This window comes from Nonomuraea cavernae (assembly GCF_040655715.1).
In the GTDB taxonomy this organism is placed as follows: Bacteria; Actinomycetota; Actinomycetes; order Streptosporangiales; family Streptosporangiaceae; genus Nonomuraea; species Nonomuraea cavernae_A.
On record NZ_JBFAKL010000005.1, the window covers coordinates 136,693 to 159,070 of the forward strand.

19 protein-coding genes are annotated in these 22,378 nt (G+C 70.7%); 7 read left to right on the forward strand and 12 right to left on the reverse strand.

From position 1 onward, the window contains the following. The first annotated feature begins 58 nt into the window (after positions 1-58). Positions 59-430: a hypothetical protein gene (locus AB0I38_RS09260; protein ID WP_358464524.1), complete on the forward strand. Its 372-nt coding sequence runs from the start codon at positions 59-61 to the stop codon at positions 428-430. Between the two features lie 596 nt (positions 431-1,026). Here AB0I38_RS09260 and AB0I38_RS09265 read toward each other — a convergent pair. The 9 genes from AB0I38_RS09265 to AB0I38_RS09305 form a co-directional block, all read right to left on the reverse strand. Beyond that, positions 1,027-1,419 carry a (deoxy)nucleoside triphosphate pyrophosphohydrolase gene (locus AB0I38_RS09265; RefSeq protein WP_358464527.1) on the reverse strand — a complete coding sequence of 131 codons (393 nt, stop codon included), beginning with the start codon at positions 1,417-1,419 and terminating at the stop codon, positions 1,027-1,029. Beyond that, positions 1,416-2,510 (reverse strand): NlpC/P60 family protein, encoded by a 1,095-nt coding sequence (locus tag AB0I38_RS09270; RefSeq protein ID WP_358464531.1) that lies wholly within the window; start codon positions 2,508-2,510, stop codon positions 1,416-1,418. Before AB0I38_RS09270 ends, AB0I38_RS09265 begins: the two co-directional genes overlap by 4 nt. After that, positions 2,507-3,136, reverse strand: a complete 630-nt coding sequence (locus AB0I38_RS09275; protein ID WP_358464534.1) for a hypothetical protein — start codon at positions 3,134-3,136, stop codon at positions 2,507-2,509. Before AB0I38_RS09275 ends, AB0I38_RS09270 begins: the two co-directional genes overlap by 4 nt. Before the next feature lie 2 nt (positions 3,137-3,138). Then, positions 3,139-5,505, reverse strand: a complete 2,367-nt coding sequence (locus tag AB0I38_RS09280; protein ID WP_358464537.1) for a type IV secretion system protein — start codon at positions 5,503-5,505, stop codon at positions 3,139-3,141. Next, positions 5,502-7,982 (reverse strand): ATP-binding protein, encoded by a 2,481-nt coding sequence (locus AB0I38_RS09285; RefSeq protein WP_358464540.1) that lies wholly within the window; start codon positions 7,980-7,982, stop codon positions 5,502-5,504. The genes AB0I38_RS09280 and AB0I38_RS09285 overlap by 4 nt, the downstream gene beginning before the upstream one ends. A gap of 47 nt (positions 7,983-8,029) precedes the next feature. Continuing rightward, complete coding sequence (locus tag AB0I38_RS09290) at positions 8,030-10,951, reverse strand: TcpE family conjugal transfer membrane protein (protein ID WP_358464543.1); 2,922 nt, start codon at positions 10,949-10,951, stop codon at positions 8,030-8,032. A 55-nt stretch (positions 10,952-11,006) separates the two neighbouring features. Continuing rightward, positions 11,007-11,252, reverse strand: a complete 246-nt coding sequence (locus AB0I38_RS09295; RefSeq protein WP_225263094.1) for a hypothetical protein — start codon at positions 11,250-11,252, stop codon at positions 11,007-11,009. Between the two features lie 81 nt (positions 11,253-11,333). Then, positions 11,334-12,281: a conjugal transfer protein gene (locus AB0I38_RS09300; protein ID WP_358464545.1), complete on the reverse strand. Its 948-nt coding sequence runs from the start codon at positions 12,279-12,281 to the stop codon at positions 11,334-11,336. A 431-nt stretch (positions 12,282-12,712) separates the two neighbouring features. Next, positions 12,713-13,027, reverse strand: a complete 315-nt coding sequence (locus tag AB0I38_RS09305) for a hypothetical protein (protein ID WP_358464548.1) — start codon at positions 13,025-13,027, stop codon at positions 12,713-12,715. Positions 13,028-13,190: 163 nt separating this feature from the next. Between AB0I38_RS09305 and AB0I38_RS09310 the strand changes: the two genes are divergently transcribed. The 3 genes from AB0I38_RS09310 to AB0I38_RS09320 are packed head-to-tail and all read left to right on the forward strand — an operon-like array spanning position 13,191 to position 16,452. After that, complete coding sequence (locus tag AB0I38_RS09310) at positions 13,191-14,126, forward strand: ABC transporter ATP-binding protein (protein WP_358464551.1); 936 nt, start codon at positions 13,191-13,193, stop codon at positions 14,124-14,126. 11 nt (positions 14,127-14,137) lie between these two features. After that, positions 14,138-15,310: an ABC transporter permease gene (locus AB0I38_RS09315; protein WP_358464554.1), complete on the forward strand. Its 1,173-nt coding sequence runs from the start codon at positions 14,138-14,140 to the stop codon at positions 15,308-15,310. Continuing rightward, a complete protein-coding gene (locus tag AB0I38_RS09320; protein WP_358464557.1) occupies positions 15,307-16,452 on the forward strand; it encodes an ABC transporter permease in 1,146 nt (381 codons plus the stop codon). The genes AB0I38_RS09315 and AB0I38_RS09320 overlap by 4 nt, the downstream gene beginning before the upstream one ends. 6 nt (positions 16,453-16,458) lie before the next feature. Here AB0I38_RS09320 and ychF read toward each other — a convergent pair whose 3' ends face one another. Then, entirely contained in the window at positions 16,459-17,538 is a 1,080-nt protein-coding gene (gene ychF, locus AB0I38_RS09325) for a redox-regulated ATPase YchF (RefSeq protein WP_358464560.1), read from the reverse strand. An 82-nt stretch (positions 17,539-17,620) separates the two neighbouring features. Further along, a complete protein-coding gene (locus AB0I38_RS09330; protein ID WP_358464563.1) occupies positions 17,621-18,358 on the reverse strand; it encodes a hypothetical protein in 738 nt (245 codons plus the stop codon). Positions 18,359-18,457: 99 nt separating this feature from the next. Between AB0I38_RS09330 and rmuC the strand changes: the two genes are divergently transcribed. Both rmuC and AB0I38_RS09340 read left to right on the forward strand, forming a co-directional pair. Beyond that, a complete protein-coding gene (rmuC, locus tag AB0I38_RS09335; protein ID WP_358464566.1) occupies positions 18,458-19,714 on the forward strand; it encodes a DNA recombination protein RmuC in 1,257 nt (418 codons plus the stop codon). A gap of 14 nt (positions 19,715-19,728) precedes the next feature. Further along, on the forward strand, positions 19,729-20,238 hold the full coding sequence (locus tag AB0I38_RS09340; RefSeq protein WP_358464569.1) for a DUF6542 domain-containing protein: 510 nt from the start codon (positions 19,729-19,731) through the stop codon (positions 20,236-20,238). On the opposite strand, the gene AB0I38_RS09345 is transcribed toward AB0I38_RS09340, so the two are convergent. Beyond that, positions 20,235-21,200: a 4-hydroxy-3-methylbut-2-enyl diphosphate reductase gene (locus AB0I38_RS09345; protein WP_358464572.1), complete on the reverse strand. Its 966-nt coding sequence runs from the start codon at positions 21,198-21,200 to the stop codon at positions 20,235-20,237. The two genes, AB0I38_RS09340 and AB0I38_RS09345, sit on opposite strands and share 4 nt — an antisense overlap. A 100-nt stretch (positions 21,201-21,300) precedes the next feature. On the opposite strand from AB0I38_RS09345, the gene AB0I38_RS09350 reads away from it, so the two are divergent. Continuing rightward, complete coding sequence (locus tag AB0I38_RS09350; RefSeq protein WP_358464575.1) at positions 21,301-22,365, forward strand: hypothetical protein; 1,065 nt, start codon at positions 21,301-21,303, stop codon at positions 22,363-22,365. The last annotated feature ends 13 nt before the right edge of the window (positions 22,366-22,378 follow it).

Consider the following 22,378-nt stretch of genomic DNA (forward strand, 5'->3'; position numbering starts at 1 on the left):
CCAGCTCCCGCCAAGAGAGACGGCATTGACGGACGTCGTGGCGGTATCGCTCAGAGTCGTGGCCCCTCCGGACGCCTCAGGCATCCGGGCGGCGCTCGCGAGCACCACCTCGTCCGCCCCTTCCGGCACGGTGAGCAGCACGTCAACGGCCCGTTCCTCGGCGGTGTCTCCCAGGCGACAGACCTGGGCCGCGTTCATGGCGGCCCGGCGAGCCGGCGCGCGCACCGCGGCCAACACCCGATCCTCGACCGATCTGCCGTCATTCCTGATGATCAGCTCCGTACCGACCGGCGCCCCGGACACTCCCGGTGTCGGCACCATTCCCGGCGTGGCGGCCACTGCCGGCACCGCACCGGACCCGCCCGGAGCCGGTGGTGTCAGCACCCCGGACCCGGCCGGAGCCGGTTTCGACCCGGACTCGGAAGCCTGAGCCGACGTCGGCACCGCACCGGACCCGGAAGCCCGAGCCGACGTCGGCGACGCACCGGACCCACCCGGAACCGCAGCCTGAGCCGACGTCGGCACCGCACCGGACCCGGAAGCCCGAGCCGATGTCGGCGACGCACCGGACCCACCCGGAACCGCAGCCGGTGCCGGCACCACCACAGACACGCCCGGAGCCGCTGTCGGCAGCACCCGGGACGCGACAGGCGCCGAGCCCGGCCAGCCGTGCGAGATCATCCGGGCGGCGTCGAAGGGCCGTACGGGATCCTGATCCGCCGGGCAGGTGACGGCCGACAGGGCGTGGACCGGGCTCGCGGCGACCGCGACGCGGACGTTCCCGGTGCTCCCGTCGAGCCGTACCCGGAAGCGGAGCACGTCGCCGGTCCTGACCCATTTCCCGATCCCGGGTGGCACGTCCACCCGCTCCAGCACCATCGCCATCCCGGCCGCCGCAGCGGGCACGACCGGCGCTGCCACCAGCATCAACGCCCCCGTCACGACCCAGCCTCGATTCATCACGCCGCGTTCCCCCCGCTGCGACAAACTACTCCTAGTAATCGTTATGTAGCGGAGAGCGATGACCTAATCACGCTGGAGAACTCTTTCCACAGCCTTCATGATCTCGTGGTCCGCACCCAACCACTCGACGTCGTAATACTCGCCGGGGGCCAGCCACCGCAACGCCAGATGCTCCTTGGCCTCGGGTGTCCCCTCGGCCACGGACGCCAGCCAGACCCGCATCACGTACCCCTCGGTCAGCGGCCAGTCGCCGCCCACCCGCTCGCCCACGGCGATCCGCACGCCGAGCTCCTCCTGGCACTCCCGCACCAGCGCCTCGAACTCGCTCTCCCCCGGATCCACCTTCCCGCCGGGGAACTCCCAGCCCCCGGCGAGCGCGGGCGGCTCGGCCCGCTGCGCGGCGAGCACCCGCGCGCCGGACGAAATGATCACCGCGGCGACCACGACAACTGTCATAGTGATGCTTTCCGCAGCCTCGTGAGCTGCTCGACGATGTCAGGATTCTGCAGCGGCCGGGTGAAGCCCACGATGTTGCCACGCGACGCGTAGCCCGTGACTTTGATCGGCCCGCACAGGCGGCACCGCGCCTCGATCATCTGCCCCTTCGACACGACCATCCCCACGTGCCCGGGCCGGTCGGGCCCGGTGCCCGGCCCCGAGTTGAAGAAGACCAGGTCGCCCGGCTGTTCGCTGCCCTGCGAGATCTTCATGCCGAACGGCCACTGCCCGAACGTGGTGCGCGGGATCGACAGCCCCGCCGTCCGGTAGGCCGCGTAGATGATGCCCGAGCAGTCGAACGCGTCGGGCCCGGTGCCTCCCCACAGGTACGGCTTGCCGCGCTGGGCCAGGGCGAAGGACAGGATCTTGGCCACCACGTCGTTGGGCGCGGCCTCGACCAGCGGCTCGTCGCACGAGTCGTCGGCCTGTGGCGGCACCTCGACCTCGCCGGACTTGGCGTAACGCTTGGCGATCTCCTCGACCTGGTCGACGTACCACCAGGCCCGGTTGTAGACGAACAGCGCCCGGCGGACCTGCTCCGGAGCTCCGTTGCGCTTGAGCATCCTGGCGGCGCCCAGGATGGCGTCGGCCGGGTTGTAGACGTCGCCGACGCCGTCACCGTCGCCGTCGGAGGCGTAGCCGTTGAAGCGGGACGACATCTCGATCCTGGCCTTGCCGCCCCAGGTGCTGATCAGGAACTGCATGGGCCCGGCCGCACCCGCCGAGTTGGTGCCGCTCTTGACGCCGGGCAGCTCAGAGCGGCCGTGGTCGGTCTCCCGCTTCCCGACGGCGGCCAGGATGTTCCACTGCACGCCGATCTTCTCGCCGTGCTCCTTGTAGAGCTTCAGGTAGTCCACCGGGATGTCGGAGGCGGCCGAGTCGGAGGCCTCCTCCGACTGCGAGCCGCCGGTGCAGTCGGGATCCGTCCCGCCTTCGCCGATGAAGGAGGGGATCGAGGTCATGAGCATCGGCGAGATGATGATCAGGGCGAGCAGCAGGGCTCCGGCGGCGCCTAACGCCAGGGCTACGCGGGTGCGGGAGAAGTTCACCCCTCGGTGTCCCCGTCCTGGCCGTCACCGGCCGGCTGAAGGTCGAAGACCCGCCAGTCGGTGCCCAGCTGGCTCACGGTGACGGCGTAGTCCTCGGTGAGCTGCTTGGCGCCGCTCTTGGCGGTGATCTGCTGGGTGCCGGTGACGACGAGGACGACGGACGTCTTCTCGACCGACCTGATCTCCTTCGTCCTGGCCGTGGCCGTGGAGACGACCTCGTCGGCGCGGTTGCGGTCGACCGTGCCCGGCGAGGAGAGGGTCCTCGCCAGCACGTTGCCGAGGTCGGCCGTGGTGAACACCTTCACCCGCTCGGCGTAGGCCACCGGGTCCTCGTTATAGCTGAAGGTGCCGTACGCGGCCGTGAAACGCTCGGCCAGGTCGGCGGCCGCGGCGAGCTGTTCCTTGGACATGGGCAGGAAGGAGTAGATGTCGAACGGCGCGTCGCTCGCGGTGGCGAGCGGCGTGTTGCCCGGCGCCGCCGGAGCGCTGCTCGTGGGGCCGGCCGCGACGGGCTCACCGGACGGTTCGCCGGAATCGGGCCACATCGTGAGGTAGATACCGACGGCGGCGATCACCACCACGATGGCGGCGAAGGCCAGCCCCCGCCTGTCACCCTGCTGAGCCATGTTCAGTCCTTGTCCGGGCTGTTGGGCTTGAGCCAGAAGGGCACCGGCGGGTCGTCACCGCCCGAACCGTTGCTCCGGCGGCTGGGCAGCCAGAGCGGAGGCGCCTCGGAGCGCGGCGACGGCACGTCCGCGGCACGCGAGGAGCCGCCGAACGGCCCGCCGCCCGAGGATCGGCGGCTGCTGGAGCCACCCCCGCCCGAGCCACCGGACCGGGAACCCCCCGAACCGGACCCGCCACCGGACCGCGAGCCGCCCGAGCCACCGGACCGGGACCCGCCACCGAACAACCCGCCACCGCCGGACCCACCCGAACGGGATCCGCCGCCGAACAGCCCGCCACCGGACCGTGAACCACCCGAGCCACCGGAGCCACCCGAGCCACCGGACCGGGACCCACCGCCGAACAACCCGCCACCGCCAGAGCCGGAACCACCCGAACGGCCCACGCCGCCCGAGCCGCTCGACCGGGGCCGGGAGCCGGCGCGCGGCGCCCACCCACCGCCCGAACGCCCGCCGAACCAGCCACCCCGGGCGCCCGCGCCTTCGGAACCGCCCGAAGCGCTCCCGCCCGGCGACACATGCGGGCCGCCCGGGGCGGCGGCCCCGCGCGTGCGGGTCGGTGTGCCGCCGAGGTTGAGCGGCGGGGCCGCGCCCTTGCGCGGCGCGGGGACCTGCCGGCCCGCCGCCTTGCCGCCCTGCTGGTCGGTGTTGAGCGGCGCGGCCGTGGCGGGCACGCGGGTGCCCGGCTGCACTCCCGCTCCGCCCGCCTCCTCGCCGCGGGCCCGGACCTGCGCGACGCCCGCCGCCGCGGCCGCACCGGCCGCGGTGCCCGTCGCGGCCGCCTGGACGAGCGGCTCGGCCTTGCTCGCGCCCCAACGCCCGATCCGGGCCGCCGCCACCGGCGGCAGCGCCACCGACGACCGCTCCAGCGTGCGCGAGCTGGCGGCGTCACCGAGCATGCGGGTGGTGAGCGTGTGGCCGTTCATCGAGGCGAACAGATGCTGGAACGGCCTGCGGTAGAAGAACACCGCGATCGTCAGCAGGGCCATGAACAGGATCTGCAACCCCCACGGCATCGCGGTGGAGATGATCAACGCGTAGCCGTACACGAGCACACCGAGTACGAGCGCCAGCACGGCCTGCCGGAGCAGCGTGCCGACCAGCATCTCCACCCAGCGCATCGCGATGATCCGCCCGCTGCCCGGATGGACGCCGATCAGCAGGAACACCGGCCCGAGGATCAGCAACAGCAGGAAGCCGACCTTCAACACCAGCAGCGAGACCGCCACCAGGAAGATGAGCACCCCGGCGACCAGGGCGGCGATGAGCGCGCCGATCGCCACCCCCAGCCGGCTGGTCCAGTCCTTGCCCTGGAAGATGGCGAAGCGCGGATCACCCTTGAGTTTCTCCGCGATCTCGGCGTACTTCGCCTGATGGGCGGCCGGATCGGCGGCGGCCTGACCGGTCTCCGGCATGGGGATCGACTGGGTCTCCAGCATGAGCCGCCCGTACTCGCGCACCACGGGCGCGTTGGGGTCGGACGTGCCGAACATGCCCACCAGCCACGGCTTGCAGACCAGCGTCGACCACAGCGCGTCGGCGTTCTGGTCGACGCCCGGAGTGCCGACCTGGCCGTAGCCGCCCGCCTTGACCTCGGGGTTGGTCTGGCCGGGACCAGGCAGGCAGGAGGCGCCGCCCGCGCCGGGCAGCCCGGCGAAGGCGGAGTTGACGACCTCGCCCGTCTTGTCGGTGACGACCTTGCCGAGCCCGGTGAAGTCGCCCGGCCTGCTGAAGAACCAGGTGGCCACCGTGACGGCGAGCACCATCCAGATGACGCCCTCGGCCGTGGTCGTGGCCCGCTTGCGGATCAGGCCGTACCAGGCCAGCCAGATGGCGCCGAGGATCACGATCGGCCGCAGGTAGGGCCAGTACATCGCGTTGGACAGGTTGATCACGATGTCGTCGACCACGTCCTTGATCGACTGGAGTGGTCCCTCGGTGGCCGCGGCCTGGTAGGTCGTGATCGTCACCCGGTCGATCGCCTTGGCCCACAGGAAGACCGTGTTGGCCCAGCCGTTGCCCATGACGGCGGCGATGTCGGAGCAGCCCAGGTCGTACGTGTGCCAGAACTGGCCGCTCATCCCGAACTGGGCGTAGTTGGTGGTGGGCGCCGGGGCGGTGCCCTCGGGCGTCGGCGGCTGGATCATGCCGTCGACGCCGCTGTTGATCACCTCGGGGGTCAGCTCGGGCGACAGGTCACACGGGGCCGCGGCGGCCGGCGAGAAGCCGCCCACGACGACCGGGACCACGAGGATGCCCACGATGAGAGCCAGGACGAACGCGAGCCGCCTGGGTAGCCGGATCTTCATGACCGCACCTCCTGCGCTCTGGTGCCCACTCCCCCTTGAAGATCATCATGCCCGCTGTCGTCGGGTTTGTCGTGCGTTGGATTCGTGTCGAGCCAGCGGAGCAACTCTTCGGAGATCAGATCTACTCCGATGCGTCCCGCCCTGCCATCCAGATCACGGAAAATGCATTCGCCGTTGCCGAGCGAACGCAGCACCGCCTTGTGTTCCTCGGACGGCTCGACCCCGAGCAGCGACATGACGTGGTCCACCTCCACCCGCTCGGTGGACCGGAACGCGAACACGGACGACAGGCAGTTGGTCACCTGCTCGTTCAGCAGGTCACCGGCGTTCTGGGAGACGAGTACGAGCGCGGTGTTGCGGGACCGGCCCATCCGGCTGACCTCGGGCACCAGCTTGGCGCCCTCGGGCGTCGAGGTGATCGCCCATGCCTCGTCCAGGAAGATCGCCTTGGGCGCGCGCCGGTCGAGCCCGTTCATCAGCCTGCGCGCGAACTGGGAGACCAGGTAGAGCAGGGCCACCGACAGGCGCTGCTCGTAGGAGTAGTCGTCGCGGCCGGTCGCCACGTCGGGCAGCGTCAGCCCACCCAGCGTGAACACCGTGGTCCAGCCCTCGCTGTCGATCTGCTCCCCGCCGGACGGGTCGAAGCAGAGCCTGGCCAGGTGCATCTCCGACATCGAACGCAGCACCGCGCCGAGGTTCTTGGACGCCGCGTCGGACGACTGCTCCAGGAACTCCACGACCTTGCCCAGCGACGGGTCGGTGCCGTTGGAGACGGCCGCGACGGCCTGGATCATCGCCGACTCGCGCTCCTCCGACATGCGCGGCAGCAGCAGCCGCAGCGTCTCGGTGGCCATGGTCTTCTTGGCCGCGAGATCGTCGCCGAACGAGAACGGGTCGAGCAGGCCCGGCGAGGCCGAGCCCAGCGGGATGATCCGCGCCTTGCGCCCCCGCTTCTGCAGGAGCTGCACCAGCGACTCGGCGTCGCCCTTGGGGTCGATCACCGCGACCGTGACCCCGCGCAGCGACATCTGATAGATCATCAGCAGCGCCAGCGTGGTCTTGCCGCCGCCCGGCTCACCGGTGATCGCGATGGCCGTCGGCCGGTTGCGGGAGGCGGCCAGCAGCGGGTCGAAGTGCACGATGCTGCGGGCCCGGCCGACGGTCTCACCGATGTACGGGCCCAGCCAGCCGTCGGCGCCGTCGTCGAGCCGGTCGCCGAGATCCACGGTCGCGGTGCACATGCCGCCCGCGATCGTGCGCAGCGGCTGACGCTGGGCGTAGGCGTTGACCCCCACCTTCTCGCCCGGCAGCGCCTCCCGGAACAGCGAGAACTGGTCGCCCGTCGAGTTGACCACGTCGATGCCCATGTCGCGGTAGTGCTCGACCACCGCCTCGACCCGCTGCACGCAGATGTCCTCGGTCGGGGCCGACACGATCAGGCGGTGCCAGCCGTACACGAAGGGCAGCCGCTCCTTGGTGATGCCGTGCTCCAGCATGCGGGCCGCGTCGATCTGCTCGGCCAGCGCGATCGGCGCCTCGGCGCCGGCCTCGCGGATGTGGATGTCCATGTCGCGGGCGTGCGCCAGCTTGCGGGCGACGTCCTTCGACGCCTTGACCGGCGGGATCAGCCGCATCCTGGACGAGATCTCCACCGGGAACGGCAGCTGGTCGGCGAAGTGCATCCACGGCTCGCCGTCGGGGAACGGCATCAGGTCGGGGAAGCGGGCGAACGACAGGTGGGCCACGTAGGAGTCGCCCTGCGGCTGCACGATCCGCAGCAGCGACCGGCCGTTGTGGATCTCACCCTCGACCAGCGACTCGATCTCGCCCTTGCCCCAGCGCCGCTTCGGGCTGGCCGACGCCGGCGGGTCGCCGAGCGCGCCCGCGGCCGCGTGCTGGAACAACCACGCCACCTCGACCGAGGTGGCGTGCCGGGCGTAGAGGGCGCTGGAGGCGAGTGCCCGGCCGAGTCGTTCGGCCTGCTCGGTCCATCTGCCGATCTCGGCGGCGGGCACGTTGTCGTCCTCCAGGCCGAGCGCCTTCTCGGTCCGCTGGTAGAACCCGAACAGCTGCGACAGCACTCCGCTGCCGAGCTGCTTGCCGCGCACCCCGAGGCGCACCCCGAGAAAGACCTCCTTGGACCAGAAGTCCTTCGCCCAGACGTGGCGGTACATCTCCTCCAGGTAGTCGCGCCACCCCGGGCCCTCGTCGGAGGTGCCGTTGAGAGCCATCGCCCACTCGGCCGCCGGGTAGGTACGGTGCGCGACCCTCAGGTGGACCTCGGCGTCGGGCATCCTGATCGCGGCCAGCGCGATCGTGATGTTGGTGGCCAGCGCCTCACGTTCCTCGGGCGTGACGAACTCGTAACTGACCGTCGGCAGGCGGAAGTACGCCCATGCGCTGGTGTCGTTGAGCAGGATGCGGTCGTCGAAGTAGCGGACCGCCAGACGCTGATGCGTTCGGGACGCCCTGCTCATGCCGCCCCCTCGGCGCATGAACGGGCCAGACCTGCTCGCTTGTTCACTTATCGCTCACCGATTCTCGTGCCCGGGGGGTCACTCGCCAACTCCTCCTTGCTCGGTCGCACCGCCTGTGCCGTAACGCCCGCGACCACGACACCGGCGAGGGCGAGATAGGCCCGCCGCCCGGCCGCGCGCAACTGCCCCGGGTCGACGACATCGGCGCCACCCGGCGCCAGGTCGTCCTCCCAGGGGACCCTGACGATGGCCCGGCACCTGCCGCTGGCCACCGATTCCGCCTGCTCGACATCGGCCATCGAACGCCTGCTCACCCCGTTGACCACCATGACCGCCCGCCGCCGCAGGTCCGCGCACCCGTGCCCGTCGAGCCACTCGTACGTCATCGCGACCGCCTCCGGCGCCTCCTCACTCGCGGGCACCACCAGCACCAGCTGGTCCGCGTACGGCAGGACCCGCGCGGCCAGCGCGGCCGCCGGATCGATGACGGCCAGCTTGTAGTGCCGGTCGAGCAGGTGCATGACCTGACCCAGCCGGTGGTCGGAGAACAGTGTGCGATCGGTCAGCCGCTGCTCCGCCTCCGCGTCGGAGTCGGCCCCGATCACCTCCAGACCCGACGCCGTACGGGTCGTGTAGCCGCGCATCGTCAGGTAGCCGCTCACCTGGTGCATCCCGGCCAGCAGCGACGTGAGCGTCTCCGGAGTCTCCGGTGCGATCCTGCTGGTCAGGGTGTTGCCGCCGGTGTTGGCATCGACGGCGATCACCTTGTCGTCCCGGTAGGTGGCCAGCGCGTGGCCGAGCATCAACGCGGTCGTGCTCTGTCCGGCGCCGCCCGTGCAACCGAGCACCACGATCCGGCGGCTGCCGCTGAACACCCCTCTCGCCCTGGCCTCGTCGATCTCCGAGCCGTCGCTCCGCACCCCGCCGCCGCCGACGACCACCTGGGCGATCCGCCGCCAACCGCCGGAGTCACGCCCCACGACGGACTCCACCCGGCGCACCCGTGTCTCACGAGGCCCGGTCACCACAGGCCGCGGTCCGGTGCCCCCTTCCCGAACCACCGAAGCCGCCACGCCTTCGTTCCGCCTGGTGGCGCCGTCGTCGGCGCCTCCCTCGCCCCGCCGCACGCCGCCCTCACGGGCCGCCGGAGCCACGTCGTTGCGCCTGGTGTCCTCGTCGCGACGGGCACCGGCCGAGACGCCTTCACCGGCCCGCCGAGGTGGAGCGCCCGCTCCCTGGTCGCGCCGGGCCACCTGACCGGCCGACGGCCGGCTCCGCCGCGCGTCCAGCGACGGCACTTGCCTGGGCGGCTGCCCCTTACGGTGCTGCATCCGCGCGACCTCGTCCTCCCGAGGCCGCTCATCCTCGTCCCGGCCCGCATCCCGGTCCATGCTCCGGTCGGCACCCGCCTCCCGAGCACTCCCGGACGCCTCCTCGGCCCGAGCAGCCTCACTCCCCGCGACGTCGGCCGCCCCGGCCCCGGTCGCCGCCTTCGTGGAGCCACCTTCGCCGGTGACCTCCTGTGGTCCCCTCAACCGCTCGGCCGCGGACTCATCAGCGGTGACCTCACCACTCTGCCCACGCCCGGCCCGCACCTCATCGGCGGTGGCTGAATCACCGATCTCACCCCCGGACACCGAAGCGTCCTCTGTCCCCACCTCACCAGCCGCAGCCCCACCGGCCGCCACGCCTCCGCCGCCCACAGCCGCACCGGGGACAGTCCCGCCGGCCGTTGCCCCACCCGGCGCAAGCTCATCCGAGGCAGCACCATCAGTCGCGGCCCCACCGGACCTCGTGACACCAGCCACAGACTCGGCAGCCCCGGCCTCCCCTGCCACCGCCTCGACCGGAGCGGACCCAGCCGTAGCCGAGTCGACGGACGTAGACCCGCCAACCGCGTACTCACCGGACACGGACCCATCAGTCACGGACTCATCGGACACGGACTCACCGGACACGGGCTCATCGGACGCGGGCTCATCGGACGCGGACCCCGCCGCCGCAGACCGACGGGACGCCGGCCCGGCCGACGTGGAGGGGGTGGAGGGGGTGGACGGCTGGGCGTCGGCGGTCGCCGCGAGTCTGCGCAGCCGCCGCAACGCCTCGGTGTCGATGGACTTCCCCACCGTTGGCCCCGACCGCTCACGCGCCTCCGCACGCTTACGGCCTTCCGCCATGCCGCTCCCGCCAAGCCCGCCCTCAGCGGGCTGAGTGGCCCCCGGCGCGTCACCCCGGACGGAGGACGTTCCGGTCGGTGACAGTTCCGTAGCGGGCGACGATCCGGGACCCGCATCGAGGGCCTGAGTGACGGCTGGGGAGTCGGTGGAAACGGGCAACTCCCCCCACCGCATGGGAGCGGCGTCCTTCGTGACGACCTCGCCCCGCACAGCGTGCAGCTCCTGCGAGAGGGCGGGGGCGGTGCCGCGCCGGGAGGCGGAACCCCAGCCTGAGCGGCCGGACGCGGGCTCGGCGAGCGGGGCCTGAGCAGCCGCGGCAGCGGCGGCGGCCACGGCGGGACGCACCTGGCGCGGACCACTGGCCCGCTGGGCCGAACGTTTGGGCTGGCGCACCTTGCGCCGCTTCTTCACGCGCACCCGGGCCGGCATGGTGTGCCAGACGCGGCCGGAGAAGGTGATCGTCTCGGACTCGGTGGCGGGGGCGAGACGGTACCAGGCGCGCGGCTGCCCAAGGTAGCGGAGCTGCGACTCCAGCAGCTCGGTGAGGCGCTTGCCCTCGATGACGGGCCGGGTGGACAGCCAGGTCACGATCCCCGGCGGCACGAGGTAGAGAACGTGCCACGGCATCGCCACGGGCACGCCGACCAGGAACAACAGGAGTGACCAGGGCACGAACACGCCGACGAACACGCCGATCCAGACGATGGGAAGCGGCATCGGCAGCCGTAGGTCGTACAGCTTGTAGAGCCGCTTCTCGATTCGCCAGATGTTGGTGTACGTGGGCAGGTCCACGCGGTCCTCCTCTCCACCCGCTCGTTCATGACCGCCGCGGAGCGGTCCCAACCCCTTACTTGATGCCCAATGCGCCCGCGATTGCCTTCGCCGTCACCTCGATGATGTTGGGAACGTAGAAGATCACGCCGATGGCCACGGCCAGAATGAGGAACTGCACGAATCGGGTGATCTCACGCGTGAAGAGGAAGAAGAGCGCGACCACCGAGACGACGACGAGGAAGAGCGGAGCGAAGAACGCGCGCAGGAAGCTGGCGAGTCCTTCGGTGTTGACGCCGGTCGGAGCGGGTGACGGCGTCATTTCGATCAGGTTGAGCACTACGGTCTTCAGGATCACTTCTTGTCCTCCCGGGGGGTGCCGATCAGCAGCGTGGTCGTACGTCTACCCAACAGCCCGACCGGCGCCGCGGATGTCGTTGACGTACCACTTGTCGCCCTGCTTATCGACGGTGAGGTGGTAGGCCTGCTCAAGGCGGCCGGCCACCTCGCTCGGGTCCGTGGCGTTGGGGTCGGTCGGTGGCGCCGCGCCGGTCGGCACGACCCACACCACCACTGCCTTGATCTCTCGCGTGGCACCCCCCACAGGCACCACCAGCTCCTGGAGTCCGCCGAACGTGAACGCGCCGCCGAAGCTCGGCAGGCTCTTACCGACGGCGAGGTAGCGCTGCAGCCCCGCGGTGTCACCCGAGGCGTACGCCTTGAAGAAGCCCTCCAGCTGGGGCTTGAGCTCGGCGGCGGCGACGTCGTCGCCCTCCGGCTCGGCGATCTGGGGCAGGTCGGCCGGTGCGGGCGCGGGCAGGATCGCCGGTCGGCCGGACACCACGAACCTGCCGCCGTCATCGTCGTCACCCGAGTAGTAGATCGGCACGGACAGCATCAGCCTGCGCGCCCCTGACTGGAAGGACACCGTGACGACGGCGTTGCTGGCGTCGTCGGCCCGGATGTCGTAGGGCTGGATGGCCACGGCCGCCAGCTTGCCGTTGCCGTCCCAGCCCAGCTGGGGCGACATGCCGTCGGCCAGGAACGCGTCCAGTTTGCCCGCCCGGCTCGCGGCGTCAGCCGGGTTGAAATTCAGATAAACGCCCGCGAACTGGGCGGCGAACGCCATGCCCCGGTCGACCGGGAATCCATGGTGGACATCGACGACGCCATTCGGAGCCGCGACTTCCTGCTGAGTAAACCGCTCAAATGGGGCACGGACCCCATTCACCACGATAACCACGATAAGCGCCCATAGAATGATGCGGCCCGTCCAGACCAGCCAGCGCCCGCCGCCACCCGACCAGCCACGCCGCGACCTGCGCGGCGGCGGCACGTCGTAGTCGGCCATGTCCGGGCGCGCCGAAAGCTCGGGGTCGCCAGCGATCCGAGGACCGTGCTGGACGGTTGACCTACGAGCCATCACGCCTCCGCTCGCGCCCGTCCCCCCGGCTGGCGCGGTGTCGTCCGTTGCCGATCCCCATCATCCGTGGTGAAGCAGTCACCCTATCCGTCTCCGCCATTGTTCCAGGAAAGCCACGCCCATGCTGCAGGCATCGCCGTGCGGGGGCAAACCGAGTACGCATGACACACGGGAGTGCCCAGCACCTCCACAATCAGGCGGAATTGACATTTGGCCAGGCCAGATGCCTTGGCAGGCATTACCCACCGGCTAGACATTCCTGTCCGATTGGCGTAGGGACTGTCCCGAACTACGCATTTGGTATAAGACGCGACCAGCCGCATACCCACCGAGGGCATGCGGCCGTCCGTACGGTGCCGTCAGGCCGGCTCGGGATCCTGGGTGGAGGTCGCCTGCCTCCTGCTGCGCAGGTCGACCACGGACGCCGCCATCCCGTTGCGCGGCAGCGCCCGCTCGAGCGAGCCACGCAGGTCGGCGAGCATCGTGGTGGCGTCGCGGTCACGTAACCGCGACGTGAGCTCCTCTCGCTCGTCCACCTTCCTGCGCAGGTAGGCCTCGCGGTTGACGCGCAGCCCGTACATGAGCTCGACCCTGAGCAGGGCGAGCTCCTCTTCGAGGCTGATGCCTGCCAGCGACGGGGCGGGACGTCGTTTCTGGATGATGCGACGGATCATGAGGGGCCTCCCGAGTCAGCGTGAACGCCGTGACGATTCGACGCGCAAGGGCTCCAGGTGGTTGACGCCTCATCTGTCCCGGAATCAGACAACCCGCCACTGGACATCTCTTCGCTTCTCTGGTTCATTACTCAAGTAATGAACCAAGCAACGAGAGGCCGAGATGCCAGTTCTCGAGATCACCGATCTGACCAAGCACTACGGCGACCTCCTCGCCGTCGACCACGTGAGCTTCGCCATCGAGGAGGGCGAGACCTATGGGCTCCTCGGCCCCAACGGCGCGGGCAAGACCACGACGATCTCGATGGTCGTGGGCGTCCTCGGCCGTGACGACGGCCTGGTCCTGATCGACGGCCTGCGTCACGACGTGACCACCGTGAAGACCAAGGCCCTGATCGGGTACGTGCCGCAGGAGCTGGCCCTGTACCCGGATCTGACGGCCAGGGAGAACCTGCGCTTCTTCGGGCGCCTGTACGGCCTGACCGGCCGCCCGGCGAAGATGCGGATCGCGGAGGCGCTCGAGATCGTCGACCTCCACGAGCGCGCGGACGAGGCGGTCGCGAAGTACTCCGGCGGCATGACGCGCCGGCTCAACATCGCCATCGGGCTGCTCAACCGGCCACGGCTGCTGGTGCTCGACGAGCCCACCGCCGGCGTCGACCCGCACAGCCGCAACTCGATCCTGGAGAGCGTCCAGCGCCTCGCGGCCGAGGGCGTGGCCACCCTCTACACCACGCACTACATGGAAGAGGCCGAACGGCTGTGCGACCGGGTGGGCATCGTGGACGCCGGCCGCATGCTGGCCGAGGGGACGCGCCGGGAACTCGTCAGCCTGGTGGACGAGCACGACCGGGTCGTGCTGCGCGCCGAGGAAGGAGCGGCACGAGCCGTACCCGTTCTGAAGGCCCTTCCGGGCGTGCTGGAGGCGGGCGGCGAGGGTGGCGACCTGGAGCTGATCGTGGAGGAGGCGCGGAGCCTGTTACCCGCGATCCTCGGCGCGCTCGGCGAGGCCGGAGTGGCGGTGCGGTCGGTCGAGGTGCGCGAGCCCGACCTCGAATCGGTCTTCCTGCACGTCACCGGCAAGGCACTACGGGACTGAGGAGACGACCGATGCTTCCCGTCACGGCCATCCTGCTCAAGGATCTCCGGCAACACTCGCGCAACAGCACCCTCCTGCTCTTCGGCGTCCTGCTGCCGCTGGGCCTGGCTTTCCTGTTCAACCTGATGCTCGGCGGCGACGGCAGCCGCTTCAGCGCCCGGTACGCGGTCGCCGACCTCGACCGCGGCCCGGACGCCACGGCCTTCGTCGGGCAGGTGCTCGAACCCCTGGAACGGCGCGGCACCATCCACCTCCAGCGGGTCTCCTCCGTCCAGGACGGCGCCCGCCTGGTCGAGCGGAAGGAGGCCGACGCGGTGTTCGTGATCCCGGCCGGTTTCTCCTCGGCCCGTTCCTCCTCGGCCGCCGAACTGGAGGTGATCGGCGGCGCGCACGCCGCGACCGCCGTACAGGTCGCCAGGGAGATGGGTCAGGCCTTCGCGATGGAACGGCACTCGATCCGGCTGGCGGTGCTCGCCGCCTCGCGGGGCCTGCCGGCGGACGAGGAACGGGACGGGCGCCTCGCCCAGCGCGCGCAGGAGGTCGCCGCACCCCTGTCGCTGGTGTCCGACACGTCCGCGTCCCGCCGCCAGCTCGACACGACCACCTATCACGCCGCCGGGATGGCGTTCTTCTTCCTGTTCTACGTGGCTATGTTCGGCGTGGCCGCCATCTTCGAGGAGCGGCGCTCCCGGGTGCTGGCCCGGCTCCTCGCCGCCCCGATCTCGCGGGCCGCGATCCTGGGCGGCAAGGCGCTCAGCGGGATCCTCGTGTGCCTGGTGAGCATGGCCGTGGTCGTGGCCGCATCCACCTGGCTGATGGGCGCCCGATGGGGACCGCCGCTCGGGGTCGCGGTCCTGGTCATCGCCGGCGTGCTGGCCGTGACCGGGATAGCGGCGGCCGTCGCCGGCTTCTCCAACACCTCCGAGCAGGCGGCCAACCGGATGTCCGTGGTCGCGATGGTTCTCGGCGTCTTCGGCGGCTCTCTGTTCCCGATCCCCCAGCTCGGAGTGCTGGAGGTGGCGAGCCATCTCACGCCGCACCGGTGGTTCATGACCGGCCTGGCCGACCTGGCGGCCGGCCTCTCGCCCGGCGCGCTGCTGACGCCGGTCCTCGTCCTGCTCGGCATCGCCGCCGTCACCGGCGGGCTCGCCCTGACCCGTGTCGGAAGGTTGACGCACGCATGAAACCGCTCGCCATCGCGCTTCTCGATCTGCGCCGGGTCTTCCGGGACCGGAGCAACATCTTCTTCGTGATCATCACCCCGTTCATGATGATCTTCCTGATGGGCCTGCTGTTCGGCGGCGGCCGCCACCTGCAACTCGGGGTCGCCGGAGGCGGGACGCCGCTCGCCGACCGGCTGGTCACCTCCCTCGGCTCGCCGAGCGTCCAGGTCGCCCGGTCCGGCAGCGAGGAGCGCCTGCTCGCCGACGTCGAGCAGGGCCGGCTGCACGGCGCACTGGTGATCCCCGCCGGCTACGACGCCACACTCCGCGCCGGCGGTCAGGTGGAGGTCAGGTACGTGACCCGTACCGGCGACTTCACGGCCGCGGACCTGGGCAGCCGGGTGCGGTGGGCGGTCTCTCGGGAGGCGGCCGTGCTGAGAGCGGCCCGGTTCGGCGCCGCGGAAGGCGGCTCCGATTTCGACGGGAGCCTGCGTCTGGTCGCGAGCGGCGCCGGCGTGGAGGTGAAGGTGGTCACCGTCGGACGGAGCGAAATCCCGCCCGGATTCAACCAGTTCGCCTTCTCCGCGCCGCCGCTGCTCCTGCTCTACACGTTCCTGACGGCCCTGACCACCTCGATCGGCCTGGTGCAGACCCGCCTGCTCGGAATCTCCCGCAGGATGTACGCCTCGCCGACACCGGCCAGAGCCATCGTCGCCGGGGAGGCCGCCGGGCGGCTGGTCATCGCCCTCGTCCAGAGCCTGCTGATCATGCTGGGCTCGGCCGTGCTGTTCGGCGTCGACTGGGGCGACCCGCTCGGCGCCTCCGCGATGGTGCTCCTGTTCGCGCTGGTGGGAGGAGGCGCGGCGACGCTGGTGGGAGCGCTGGTCGACAACGAGGGCGCGGCGATCTCCCTGTCGGTGATCCTGGGGCTCGGTCTGGGCGCCCTCGGCGGCACCATGGTGCCGCTCGACTCCTTCGAGGGCACGCTGAGGACGCTCGCCTACCTCACCCCGCACGCCTGGGGCTACGACGGCTTCGCCGAGCTGGTGCGGCACGGCGCGGGCCTGCCCGACATCCTGCCTCAGCTCGGCGTCCTGGCCGCCTACGCGGCGGTGCTCTTCGCGCTCGGCATCTGGCGCCTGCGCCGGGCGCTCGTCCGCTGACCCGCCCTATACGTTGAACCGGAACTCGACCACGTCGCCGTCGCGCATGATGTAGTCCTTGCCCTCGATGCGCGCTTTGCCCACCGAACGCGCGGCGGCGATCGAACCGGCCTCGACCAGGTCGTGGAACGAGACGATCTCGGCCTTGATGAAGCCGCGCTGGAAGTCGGTGTGGATCACACCGGCCGCTTCGGGCGCGGTGGCGCCCCTGCGGATCGTCCAGGCCCTGGTCTCCTTGGGCCCGGCCGTCAGGTAGGTCTGCAGCCCGAGCGTCTCGAACCCGACCCTGGCCAGCTGCGACAAGCCGGACTCCTCCTGGCCGACCGACTGCAGCAGCTCCAGCGCCTCCTCGTCGTCGAGCTCGACCAGCTCGGACTCGATCTTGGCGTCGAGGAAGACCGCCTCGGCCGGGGCGACCAGGGTCGACAGCTGCTCGCGGAGCGCGGTGTCGATCAGCTCGTCGGCGTCGAGGTTGAAGACGTAGAGGAACGGCTTGGCCGTCAGCAGGTGGAGCTCGCGCAGCTCCTCACGGTCGAGGAGACCGCTCTCGAAGATGGTCTTGCCGGTCTCCAGGACCTTCAGGGCCTCTTCGGCGGCCTCAAGCGCGGCCTTCTTGTCCTTGTTGTTGCGCGCCTCCTTCTGCAGGCGCGGGATGGCCTTCTCGACCGTCTGCAGGTCGGCCATGATCAACTCAGTGTTGATCGTCTCGATGTCGCGCTTGGGGGAGATCTCGCCGTCGACGTGCGTCACGTCGGGGTCGTTGAAGACCCGGATCACCTGGCAGATCGCGTCGGTGTCGCGGATGTTGGCGAGGAACTGGTTGCCCCTCCCCTGCCCCTCAGAGGCGCCCTTGACCAGGCCCGCGATGTCGACGAACTCCACCTTGGCAGGCAGGATCCTGGCCGAGCCGAAGATCCCGGCCAGCACGGGCAGCCGATCGTCGGGCACGCCCACGATGCCCACGTTGGGCTCGATGGTGGCGAACGGGTAGTTCGCGGCGAGCGCGTTGCCGGTCTTGGTCAACGCGTTGAAGAGCGTCGACTTGCCGACGTTGGGCAGGCCGACGATGCCGATCGAGAGGCTCATGCCTCCTCCTTAACCGGCCGCACGCGCCCTGGACTGCAGTGTTGGATGGTTGCCTCGCTACGCTCGCTCACGTGCAGCGAGTTTACTTGCTGCGCAGACGCAGGCAGGTCACCGGCCGGTAGGCCGCCCGGCTCTCCAGGTAGTGGTCGGACCCCTTCGGGCAGCGCGCGGGCGCCGACTCGAAGGATCTCACCTGAGCCCACGCCCGGCCGGACGAGCAGGCCACGCGGGTGATCGCCGACCTGGTCACCACGTCGCGGGCGGGCCGGGCCACGCACATGCCGCGCTCCAGCACCCGGCCGCCGCCGCCGAGGCAGATCACGCCGTCCGCGGTCAACGTGTCGAGGGTGCCCGCCGGGCAGCCGGCCGCCTCGCGCGTGACCGCGATGGCCTTGCCGTACCAGCCGGGTCGTGAACACGGCCGCTCGCGGCCGTCGAGCGCGACGCAGTCGCCGGCCCTGAGCACCCCGCCGCCACCGCCGGGAACACCCGCGTGCGGGGCGAGGAAGTCACGCACGCAGGCCGTACGGGCCTCGCCGATGCGGACGACGTCGTCGGTGTCGTCGGGACACTCACCGAGGCCCGGCGGGTCGGCCGCGACGGCCACCACCTCGGAGTGGCCGCCGCCACACGGTGTCAGGTCGTATCTGTCGCCGGACCTGCGCACGCAGGCGCCCGGCGACCACCGCAGCGGCTGCGCCGACACCACCTTCACCGACGGCTCCGGCGAGCCGGTGCGGGCACCGCCTCCGGTCAGCGCCAACGCCCCCGCCACCACCCCGGACACGATGGCGATGGTCGCGAGGAGTGCCACCACCATGCGAATCCCCGTAATCATAGGGACACTGTGCGTGACACAGGGGGTGCGCGCAAGCGTGTCTGGCGGATCCGAGCCCGATGTCCTGCAATCATCGCTGAAGTGGACGCCGTCTCGCTTCTCATCGGACTCGTCGCCGGGTTCGCCATCGGGTTCCTGGTGGCCCGCACTCGCGCGGCGGTCCGGGTGGCCGAGGCCGACGCGCAGGCCAAGGCGTCGGCCGACAAGCTGGTCTACGTCGAGGAGCAGCTGACCGAGCGCTTCCAGGCCCTGTCGGCGCGCGCGCTCGACGTCAACAACCTCCGCTTCCTGGAATTGGCCGAGACCAGGCTCAACGCCAGCCGCGTGGAGGCGACCGGCGACCTCGACCAGCGCAGGCAGGCCGTCGAGCACCTGGTCGAGCCGCTGAAGGACGCGCTCGCCCGGGTCGAGACACAGCTACGCGACACCGAGTCCGGCCAGCGGGCCGCCCGCGCCGAGCTGGCCAAGCAGATGGAGTTCGTCCGGCAGAGCAACGTGGAGCTGCGTTCCCAGACCACGGCGCTGGTGCGCGCGCTGCAGCGGCCGGAGGCGCGCGGCCGGTGGGGCGAGCTGCAGCTGCGCAGGGTGGCCGAGATCGCCGGCATGCAGCGCCACTGCGACTTCGACGAGCAGGTCACCGAGGGCGCGATGCGGCCCGACATGGTGGTGCGGCTGGCCGGCGGCAAGAACATCGTGGTCGACTCCAAGGTGTCGCTGGCCGCCTACCTGGAGGCCGCCGAGGCGTCCGACGAGTCGCTGGCCACCGTCCGCCTCGACGCGCACGCCCGGCACGTACGCGACCACGTCGACCGGCTGGCCGCCAAGACCTACTGGCAGGCGTTCAACCCGTCGCCCGAGTTCGTGGTGCTGTTCATCCCGGGCGAGGCGTTCCTGGCTCCGGCGCTGGAGCGCGATCCCGCGCTGCTGGAGTACGCGATGACCAGGCGGGTGCACATCGCCACCCCCACCACGCTGATCACGATGCTGCGCACCGCGCACTACGCCTGGCAGCAGGCCGCGCTCAGCGAGAACGCCCGCGCGGTGTTCGAGCTGGGCAAGGAGCTGTACGAACGGCTGTCGTCGCTGGGTAGGAATGTAGAGTCGCTGGGCAAGTCGCTCACCCGGGCGGTCGAGGCGTACAACAAGACTGTGGGATCACTCGAAAGCCGCGTCCTGGTCAGTGCGCGCAAACTTCACGATCTTGGAGTTGTCGACGGTGACCTCGACTCCCCGGAGATGCTCGAAAACCTGCCCAGGCCGCTGGCCTCGCCCGAACTGCTCGAAACCTCGTCTCTCATTTCGCACGTGAACGGTAAGTTGGCCAACGGGTCGCAGTAAGGGGGGCGGGGCCAGTGAGTGAGAAAGGCCGGCGTTCAGCGGTGAAGCTGACCGCCCGCGGCGCCATCGCGCTCGCCCTGATCGCCACTCTGGCGGGCTATGTCCTGGCCGCTCTGGTCGATCTGCCGATCGTCACCGGGGTGGCGTTCGTGCTGGCGAGCCTGCTCGGGGTGGTGCTGGTCAACCCGCGCGAGCTGCTGTCGCTGGTCGTCACGCCGCCGCTGGTGTTCTTCGCGGCGACGTTCTTCGTCGAGCTCGGCCGGGCGCTCGTCTCGATCTCGATCGTGCAGTCACTCGCGCTCGGCCTGTACAGCTCGCTGTCGAGCGGCGCGCCCTGGTTGTTCGCGGGCTCGGCCGTCGTGCTCGGCGTGGCCTGGCGGCGCGGCCTGCGTGACAACGTACGGGAGCTGCGCGACGAGCTCCGCGCGGGCGCTGAGGTGCCGCGCCCGCGCCAGCCGTTCGTGCCCGAGCCAGAGGGCTACTTCGAGCCCAAGGTCTACGGGACGCCGCGCGGCGAGGACTAGGAGGCCCGGAGGTCCTTGCGCAGCTCGTGGGGCAGCGCGAACCTCATGCTCTCCTTGACCGACTCGACCTGCTCGACGTCGGCGAAGCCGTGGCCGGCCAGCCGGGCGAGCACCTCGTCGACCAGCTCCTCGGGCACCGAGGCGCCGCTGGTGACGCCGACCGTCGTGACGCCGTCGAGCCACTCGTCCTTGATGAACGTGGCGTTGTCGACCAGGTAGGAGGCGTCGGCGCCATACTCCTTGGCCACCTCGACCAGCCGCTTGGAGTTGGAGGAGTTTTCCGAGCCGACCACGATGACCAGCTCGGACTGCGCCGCGATCTCCTTGACCGCGACCTGGCGGTTCTGGGTGGCGTAGCAGATGTCGTCGCTGGGCGGGTCGATCAGCGTGGGGAAACGCTCCCTGAGCCGGGCGACCGTCTCGACCGTCTCGTCGACCGACAGCGTGGTCTGCGACAGCCAGACCAGCTTGGACGGGTCCTTGACCTGCACCTTGCCCACCGAATCGAGGCCGTCGACCAGCTGGATGTGGTCGGGCGCCTCGCCCGAGGTGCCCTCGACCTCCTCGTGGCCCTCGTGCCCGATCAGCAGGATGTCGTAGTCCTGGCCCGCGAACCTCTTCGCCTCGTTGTGCACCTTGGTCACCAGCGGGCAGGTAGCGTCGATGGTGCGCAGCCCGCGCTGCTTCGCCTCGCCGTGCACGGCTGGCGAGACGCCGTGGGCGGAGAAGACGACGATCTCGCCCTCGGGCACTTCCTCGGTCTCCTCGACGAAGATGGCGCCCTTGGCTTCGAGTGTCTTGACCACATGGGTGTTGTGCACGATCTGCTTGCGCACGTAGATCGGTGCACCATACTGCTCCAGAGCCTTCTCGACCGCTATCACGGCTCGATCGACTCCGGCGCAGTAGCCGCGCGGCTTGGCGACAAGGACACGGCGGGAAGTGCGGGTCTTGGGCTCCATACTTCTTATGCTACGTGGAGCGGCCGACAGGCCCGCGCGTGCAAGCTTGCCCGCCGTTTGCCAGACTGGCCGTCCAATACTGACCTCCCAGGGAGACGTCATGTCCCTTAGCGACGTGATACGCAACATCACCAAGTCCGTCACCGACAAGGAGAAGGCAAAAGAGCTTCCGCTCCTCGTCGTCCAGTCCACGTTGAGCGCCGCCGGTCAGGCGCTGCTCCTGGTCGACCGGATGAAGAACTCGCTCAAGGGCCTGGCCGGCAAGGGCGAGAAGGAGGAGTCGTACGACTCCCGCTCCTCCGCCGCCGACCAGGTGGCGGCGCCCGCGCCGGTCGAGGAGACCAAGCCCGCGCGCAGGGAGCCGGTCATCTTCGCGCCGCGGCCCTCGGCGGAGCCTGCCGCCGCCAACGGGTCCACCAAGACCACCCCCGAACCGGTGATCTTCGCGCCTGCCAAGCCCGCCAAGGGCGAGCCTGCCGGGACCGGCGGCGAGTCCAAGGCCGCGCCCGCCGCGCCCGCGGACGAGTCCAAGGCCACCAAGACCGAGCCCGCCGCGGCCACGACCACCGAGCCGCCGGCCGGTGCGGAGCCGGCCGCCGCCTCGGCGGAGCCCGCGGTCGCGGCCGAGCCGCCCGCCGGTGCCGAGCCCGTCAAGGCGAAGCCGACGGCCGTGACGCCCGCCGCCGAAGCCGCCACTGAGCCGGCCGCCGAGCCTGTGGCCGAGCCCGCCGCCGAGCCCGCCGCCGAGCCTGCGGCCAAGCCGAAGGCGGCCGCGAAGCCCAAGGCCGCCACCAAGCCGAAGGCCGCCACCAAGCCCAAGACCGTTGCCAAGCCCAAGTCCGCCGCGAAGGGCGAGGACGCCGCCAAGACGGCGGGTGCCGGGAAGGCCGGAGCCACCACGGGGACCGCGGCCGCGGCGGAGACCGAGGACGGGGCCAAGGCGGTGGCGGAGCCGGCGGCGAGGGCTGCCGCCGGAGGCATCGATCTGGCGGAGCCGCTGCCGGGCTACTCCGGGCTGACCGTGGCGTCGCTGCGGGCCAGGATGCGCGGCAAGTCGGCCGAGCAGATGACCGAGCTGCTGGCGTACGAGCAGGCCACGGCCGCGCGGCCCGAGGTCATCCGGATGTTCGAGAACCGGCTGACCAAGCTGCGCGCCGGGGAATAGTCGGTCCGGCACC